Origin of the sequence: Kitasatospora sp. NPDC059817 (assembly GCF_042731835.1) — a bacterium.
Classification (GTDB): domain Bacteria; phylum Actinomycetota; class Actinomycetes; order Streptomycetales; family Streptomycetaceae; genus Kitasatospora.
In genome coordinates this window covers 28,584-36,488 of the sequence record NZ_JBHWIR010000060.1, presented here as the reverse complement: position 1 = coordinate 36,488, position 7,905 = coordinate 28,584, and the positions used below count along the sequence as shown (strand labels likewise).

Below are 7,905 nucleotides of genomic sequence, written 5' to 3'. Positions count from 1 at the left end.
CAGCCCCGCCGACCGCTCCGCCGGGCCACCGCGCCAGCTCGCGCCCCCCAAGACCTCCCACAACCACCCCCCCCACCCCCCCCCCCCCGCGCCTGCATAAACTGCTCGCGGCCTAATTTAACCGGCCACGCACTTCAACGGCCCTAGAAGATTTCCTTTCTCCTGACAATCGGCATGATGATCGCCGCAAAGAGAATCTGCACCACAACCTGGATGGCAACCATCACCCATGTGCCGACCAGGAAAAGCACCAACGCAGGGATGACAAGGAGCGCCGCAGCAAATGCCCTGAACTCATCAGGCGCAGAGGTTCCTCTTCTCCTGGAAATCAGCGCCAGCAACATCAGGGATGGGACTCCGATCATCAGGAACATCCCTGGAGCCCCTTCCATGTATCCCAGAAAAGATCCCCACAAAGTCTTCCGGGCGCCGTAACCTCCAGCCCGGTCCGACATCCTGGGAGCCGTCAGCGATATCGCCATCCAGCCAACCATGAAGACCACGGCATAGCGAGCGGCGCAGGTGGCAATCCATCGGAAGGTGGACCCGCCAACCGATCGGCAGCTTGCCTCAGAAATAGCTAGCAACCTTCCGTGCACTTTCCGGAGACCCAAGTGCTGTCCATCTTGGGCCAGAATGGAGCCGCGGGGAGACCCGTCTCCGATGACATTGGATCGAAGGCGAGCATCGACGCATGCTGCCCGCGCTTGTACTGGACCACTTCCATGTCGGGGTAGGAATCGCCGCGCCGCCGCACGGAAACGTCACCGCTACCCTTGAAATCGATGTCCAATTCATCGTCAACGGCGAAAATTGGGAGCTCGCTGTTGATCCCGTGGATCTTCACCTTCGCACCCGACTTTGTGCCCTCGACGTGAATGGCATTCTGCCACTTCAAACTGTGCCATGCGCTCGGTTCGGCTTCCACGATATCTGCTGCAGGTTTCATCTTAATCCCAGGCTTGGCCAGCCCCCTTGCAACCTGGTAATTAGACGGCGGGGCCTCGTGAGAGGCAGATACAGTGAAGGTCATATTCCCGGACTCCGTGTCCCAGAAAAGGGCCATCCGATAGCTGGCATCCGGCTTCAAGGTGGGCCCCCTGTTGTCGCCGAGCAGCGCGTCCATAAGAGCCAGCTTGGTGTGGATGTAGAAGCGGGCCATGATAATGCCGTTATCCGCGCCGGGGTTCACCTTGAGAGATTTGCGCTTCGCCCCGTTCGGAATCGAACCCCAGCCGGCCTCCTTGGCCTGATCATACTTGTCGTCGACCTTCTTGTTCTCCTCGACGATCCTCTGGTAGTTCGGCCCCTCGCCCTCGATCTTGGTGCCCATGTTGGAGCACTTGGCCATCCCGCTGGCGCACTCCTCCAGCGCCATGCCGGTGGGGTCGGTCTTGTTGACCGGATCGTTGTTGCTGTACGCGTAGGCGTTCCACTGCTGCGGGTCGTCGGGCAGGAGCAGCGGGTCCGCGCCGAGGAAACGGCCGGTGCTCGGCTGGTACTGCCTGGCGCCCAGGTTGGTGAAACCGGTGGCGTCGTCCTTCAGGCCGTCGACGAAGCCCTTGTCGCCGGCCCAGGAGTTGGCGGCGCCGGAACCGCGCAGGACGCCGAAGGGGTCGCTCCAGCGGCGGTTCTCGCCGGTGGTGGCCGAGTCGATGGACAGGGTGCCGGTGTTGTGGTGGTCGGCGAACTGGTAGGTGAGCTTGGTGGGGCCCTGGCGGACGAGGGTGACGCCGCCCGGGATGGTGTAGTAGCGGGTACCGGTGCTGGTCTTGGCGTTGGTGTCGTAGACGAGTTCGTCGCCGCCGCCGAGGTTGACGGTGACCTTGCCGGGGTTGCGGCGCACCAGCTGGTTGCCGTCCGCGTCGTAGACGTAGGCGGTCGTCGCGGTGCCCTGCTTCATCGTGGCGAGCTTGCCCTCGACGTCCCAGGAGAGTTCGGCGCCGTTGGCCGCGTCCACCGCGTTCCAGGTCTTGGAGTCCCACTTGGGCACCCATCCGGGTGCGTAGACCATGAACTTGCCGTCGTCCTGGACGACCGCGAAGTACTTGCTGTTCGGGCCCACCCAGCTCTGCGAGGACCACAGCGCAGTCCGCTGCGGGTCGTAGACGACGAAGTTGCCGTCGTCCTGCATGGTCGCCCACGCGCCCGGGTGGTTCGCGGTGTTGGACGACCAGGTCACCAGGCCGGTGCGCAGCGAGGTGAGGACGAGGTTGCCGTCGGTCTGCATGGTGAGCTGCACGCTGTTGGAGCGCACGCTCTCGCCGGGGTTGAGGACGAAGCCGGCGCCCATGGTCTTGTTCGCGCCCGGGTTGGTGATCTTCGTGGTGTTTCCGGCGGCGTCGTACTGGTAACTGCCGGGGGTGCTGCCGTTGTTGGGGAACGTGGACGTGGTGGAGCTCGGAGCATGCGGGCCACCGGTGCCGCCGCCCGTACCGGCCGCCGCGGTCGGCGTGTTACGGGCGCCCGCGGCCGGGAAGTCCTGACTGATCGTCAGATCCTTGACCGGGTCGCCGGTCGGGTTGTGCGAGACCAGCTTGGTCCGGTTGCCGACCGCGTCGTACGTGTAGTCCTGCCAGTAGGCGGCGCTACCACCGACGGTGGTCTTCGCCGGGGCCGAAGCCCCGCTGGTCGGCGTCGTGTTCGCGCACGCGCCCTGGCCGGCCGGGGACGGGGTCGGCTGCTCCAGCCGCCCGGTGTCGCTCCACGCGGTGGTGAGGCGGCCCAGGTGGTCGTAGGTGAAGCACTGCAGGTCGGTCGCGGCCGGGGTGTTGTTCGGAATCGTCCGGATCGCGGAGATCCGGCCGGCCGGGTTGTAGGCGTAGGTGGTGTTCTGGACGGTACCGGTGGTGGCGGTCTGCTTGTCGACGTACTGGGTCAGCAGGCGCCCGGTCGGCTCGTCGTAGGTATTGGTCGCGACGATCTGGGTGCCCCACGGGTTCATCGTGGTGCGGATGTTGCGCCCGTAGGCGTCCCAGTCCGCCTGCCGCAGGTACGTGTAGCCCGCGCCGCTCATGTCGTTGAGCTTGCCGTAGGTGTCGTAGTTGTAGGTGATCCACTCCTGGGCGAGGTCGCCCGCCGCGGCGCGGCCCTCCGTGGTCATGGCACCCGTGATCGGATCGTAGGTGGCCGCGTAGTCGAAGGCCACCTGCCCGGTCTTGCCGATCTCGCTGCCGGGTATGGAGACGGTGGTCTTCGTCGGCCGGTAGGCGATGTCGAGCTCGGCGACGGACTTGGTGTACGCCGCGGCGTCGGCGCCGCCGACGTATCGGGTCGAGGAAGCGGGCTGGCCCTTGGCGACGGTGTCGTAGGTGAACCCGGTGAGCTGGTTAGCCGGCGCCACCGACCCGTTGTACGTACCGGTCTTGCGGCCCAGCAGGTCGTAGGTGAGCGCGGTCGTCTGACCGCGCGCGTCCGTGGTGGTGGCCAGGCGGCCCGCACTGTCGTAGGTGCGGGTCGAGACGCCGGTGTCCGGGTCGTCGGCCTTCACCTGACGGCCGCGCTGGTCGTAGCCGTAGCTCCAGCTGTTCCCGGCGGCGTCGACTCGCGTCGCGGCCTGGCCGCCCGGTGTGTAGGTGTAGTTGGTGACGTCGGCGTCGTCCGGCTTGCCGGTCGCGGAAGCCGTCCTGTACTGCCACAGCTGCGTCTTGCGCCCACGGGCGTCCGTGACCGTACTGGTCGCGGTGGCACCGGCCGGCGGCGTCACGTCGACCCGGTCAGCGCCCGGGTACGCGGTGGTGGTCGTCGTCTGGAGCTTGCCGAGGGCGACGAACTGGCTGCTGGTCGTCCGGCCGAGGCCGTCCAACAGCAGGACGCTCTGGCTGGGCACCCGGGCGCCCTCGGGGATCCACCGGGTGGTGCCCGGAGCGGTGGTGTCCTCGTAGTAGCCGTTGTACGTGCGGTTGATCCGGCCCTGGGAGTCGTAGAACGTGTCGTTGACGATCCGGCCGTGGTACGCGGGGCTGGCCGGGCTGCCCTGGGTCTGCACGACGCGGCCGAGGCCGTCCAGGATCTGGACGGACGTCCCGTAGGTGTTGCCGCCGGCCCGCAGGGACCTGGCGGTGACCGTGGAGGACGCCTTGACGCCGTTGACGGCGTAGTCGTAGGTGAAGTCGGCGTTGGCCGCGGTGTCCCGGCCCGGTGTCCAGACCGCCTTCAGCCGACCCAGCCCGTCGTAGGTCTGGGTGACCTTGCGCGCATTGGGGTCGGTGGTGGTGAGCGGCAGGGTGCGGGCCGGGTTGAGGGTGACGGTGCTCTCGCGCCGCTGGCCCGCGTCGGACGCGCCGACCGGGGCCGGGGTACCGGTGACCACCTTGTTCGGCAGTTCGCCGGGGTTGGCGGAGCCGTACGTGGTCGTGCTGACCGCGCCGTTGGGGTTGGCACCGTCGGTGACGGTCGGGTCGGTGGCCGCGGTGGCTCGACCGTACGTGTCGTAGGCGGTGGTCGCGGTGGTGACGTACTGCGCGGCGCCGTTGGCGTCGTAGCGGTCCAGCACCTGGGTGCCGGTCGCCTCGCCCTTCGCGCCGGCCCTGCCGAAGGGCTGGCTGTCGTAGAGGACGCGGGTGTCGGAGACGGTGTTGGCCGGGGAGGCGTCCGCGGCGCAGGCGTTGGCACCGGAGATGACGAAGACCTCCGACACCAGGCCGGTCATCTGCGCGTCGTCGGGGGCCGCGTAACGGTTTCGGGTGCACACGTCCGGGGTGCCGTCCGCCGTGCTCAGCGTGGTCGTGACCCGGTTGCTGTTCCCCGGGTCCCTGGTGGTCACCGTCGAGCTGGTGCGCGACCCGGTCGTGGTGACGGACGTGGTGGCCGTCGTGGTCCTGGTAGCCGCGTACTGGGCGACCAGGTCCGGCAGGCCGGTGCGCTTGTGGGTCGCCGTCGACTTCGGGCTGTCGGGCTTCTCGTACGAGTTGACGGTGTACGAGACCGGCGAGCCGTTGGGAGCGGAGGCGTCCGCGTAGGTGTCCGTCTCCAGGATCTTGCCGGACAGCCAGTCGGAGTCGGTCCGGCCGCCGCTCTTCACTCCGGCCACCGAGGCGCCCTTGGGCTTGCCGTCGGCCTTGTAGTCGCCGTCCATGCCCTGGTGGTAGCTGGTGGTCGCCTTCGCCTGCGGGCCGTCCTTGCCGGAACCGGTCACCGTCGTGACGCTGGCGTAGCCGCGGAACTGGTCCCAGGTGCGGTAGTCGGACTCGACCAGCGCGCCGTCGTTGCGGTGCCAGGCGGCCGGGCCGTAGGTGTAGCCGACGGTGGTCGGCACCGAGCCGGTGACCAGCTTGCCGTTCGGGTCGACGGTGACCGTCTCGACCGGGTAGCGCAGGAACCAGTCGTCGACCGTGGTCTGCAGGCCGGTGTCGAACCACTTCACCGCGTAGCAGCCCATGGTGTTGTTGTCCGCCGAGGCCGGCATCCGGCCGGCCGTGCGCGAGCACGAGTCCTTGGCGTACGACACGGTGATCGTGCCACCGGTCTCGGTGGTGATCACCGCCATCCGCGGCCGGTTGTAGCGCGGACGCGCCGGCACCAGGCCGTCGACGCGGTTCGGCAGCAACTGGTTCGCGAAGGTGACCTCCGGCAGTTCCTGCTGCACCTGGCCGTTGGCGGTGTCCTTGCCCGTCCGCTTCACCGACTGCAGCCAGGCGATCGGCGCGTTGTCCGTCGCGTTCTGCGGCTTCTCGAAGACGTGGACGAAGTCGTACTGGTCCACCGGGCGGTACGAGCCGCCCGAACGGATCGAGGTGGTGATGGAGTTCAGCCACTTCGTCGACCAGAACGTCGGACCGTAGGTGGCGCACGTGCCGGCCTCAGGGCACTGCTTGTCCATCGGGACGTCCGGCCAGTTCACCGCGTTCGCCGCCGTACGCTGCGACGGATCACAGGCCGTGTCACCGGACAGGCAGCGCTCACCGGCATTGAAGTCGATCTTCGCGGCGGGCTGGTAGGTGCCCCCTGCGCCGAGCTGGTCGGACAGCAGCTGGCCGTAGCCGATCGAGGCCGGTACGCCACCGCGGGTGTAGGCGGTGTTCGTGCCCTTCCTGCCGTTCTGGCCGCCGCCACGGGCGTACCAGTTGGTCTCGGGGGTGTAGCTGTAGGTGGTCAGGTTGCCGTGGGTGTCGACGACGTGGTCGAGGTTCCAGCGCCACGCCGTCTGGCACCACGAACCCTTGCCCTTGGCCGCGTCGTAGCACGGGTCGCCCGCGTTCGGCGAGTAGACCGGAACCGTCCAGGCCGACTTGTTCTCCGGCCCGGTCCTGGACGGCGAACCGTTCGCCGCCGGGAGCTGGTTGAGGCCGAAGTAGTAGACCGTGCCCGAGGTGTCCGTCACCTTCAGGTACGAGCCGTTCCAGGTCCCGTTGTTGGCCCCGGTGAGGAACTCGACCTTGGTGCCGTCATCGTTCTTCAGCCGCCAGGTGCACTTCGACTGCTCGTCAGCGGCGGTACCACCCACGCAGGACTCGTCGTGCGGCACCAGCTCGCCCGAGTGGCCGCCCAGCGACAGCGTCAGATTGGCACCGCCCCAGCACTGGTCCCCCGAACCCGGGATGCCCGCCTTGTCGCACGCCCGGTACGACCGTTCGACGTAGCCGGCGTTCAGCTCCCAGCCGTCGCCGATCCACGACGCCTGGGCGTTGGTGGACGCCGTCTTGCCGTCCACCAGGGCCGAGTCGTAGCCGAGCCCGATGGCCGGCGTCGCACCGCCCAGGGCCGGCGGGATCACGATCGGGTAGCTGTACGTGAAGGCGCCGGAGGAGGAACCTGCGGCCCACCCCAGGCTGGGCGACAGAGAAGTCGCGCTGTACGTGCCGGTGCCGCTGTCGGGCGCCGCGTCCACGGCCAGCACCATCTGCGGCCGGGCCGATGCGAGGCCGGCCGACGATGCCTCGGCCCGCTCCCGGGCGCTCGGGGAGGCCGTGGCGGGCAGGTCGATGTCGGCGACCAGGCGCTTGGCCTGCTCGTCGTAGTGCGAGGCGACCGGCGTCCGGGTCCGGCAGCCCTCGGCGTCCGGCGTGGTCAGCGCACACTCCGGCAGCACGGCCAGCCGGGCCCGGTGCGCGAAGTCGCCACCGTAGCCGACCGAGCCCGGGTCGAGCCCGATCCGGACGGTGCCCGCCTCCGCCGTACCGCTGCGCGAGAGCGCCACCAGGATGCCCGGCACGCCGGCGGCGGCCGCGGTCGCCGGGTCGGCGACCTGCACCCGCACGGGCGTGGCGGACGACGGGGCGGAACCGACCGGGGCGAGCCAAACCGGCAGTTCCCCGGCTTGCCGGGACGCCCCGGTCGCGTCCAGGGTCGTCACCGCGCTGCCGTGCACCGGCTGGGGCACGGTCTTCGGCGGCACCCAGTGCGACGAACCGGCCGACGGAGGCTCCGCCGTAGGCCGATCGGCCTTCCCGGGCACCGAGGGCGTCTGTGGCAGCGGCGTGTTCGGCGGCGACCAGATCCGGTCCTGGTCGCCTCCGCCCGCCGACGCCGCGAGAGCCGGCGCCGCCGGCACGAGCAGCGCTCCGATGACGGCCAGTGAACTCATGAGTGCAATACGGGCCTTCCCCGGCCCCGGCGGCGCCTCGCCCCCGACAGCTTTCCGGCGAATGCGGACATGACGTGGCAACACCACTGACCCCCACGGGAAGTGGCCGCGCCAGGCTGTGGCACGGCCGAACGACTCTGGCGGAGAGTGGACACTAGGGCCACGGACGACCCCAGTCGAGCATATTGTCGATCTATCGTCAGGGTGACCATCGTCACAGAAATAGTAAATGGCAAGTAAATAAAGGGCCTTGGGGTCACCAGGTAACTCCTCGTCACGAAAAGGCGGTTGACGAACCCTTTTCCCTACCGGCACCGTGCTGGGCGCTACCTCTGCGCACGATCTCCGCAGGGACTGCACGTCTCAACGTTCCGTCAACT

2 protein-coding genes are annotated in these 7,905 nt (G+C 68.5%); both read right to left on the bottom strand.

Going from position 1 to position 7,905, the window contains the following annotated elements:
- Positions 1–143 precede the first annotated feature (143 nt).
- Positions 144–374: a hypothetical protein gene (locus ACFV61_RS15620; RefSeq protein WP_380492090.1), complete on the bottom strand. Its 231-nt coding sequence runs from the start codon at positions 372–374 to the stop codon at positions 144–146.
- Positions 375–580: 206 nt separating this feature from the next.
- Positions 581–7,525, bottom strand: a complete 6,945-nt coding sequence (locus ACFV61_RS15615; RefSeq protein WP_380492088.1) for an RHS repeat-associated core domain-containing protein — start codon at positions 7,523–7,525, stop codon at positions 581–583.
- Between the last annotated feature and the right edge of the window lie 380 nt (positions 7,526–7,905).

What these genes read in the sequence shown, in the direction of transcription:
- ACFV61_RS15615 (WP_380492088.1), bottom strand. Translation starts at nt 7,525, where the DNA reads ATGAGTTCACTGGCCGTCATCGGAGCGCTGCTCGTGCCGGCGGCGCCG.
- ACFV61_RS15620 (WP_380492090.1), bottom strand. Translation starts at nt 374, where the DNA reads ATGTTCCTGATGATCGGAGTCCCATCCCTGATGTTGCTGGCGCTGATT.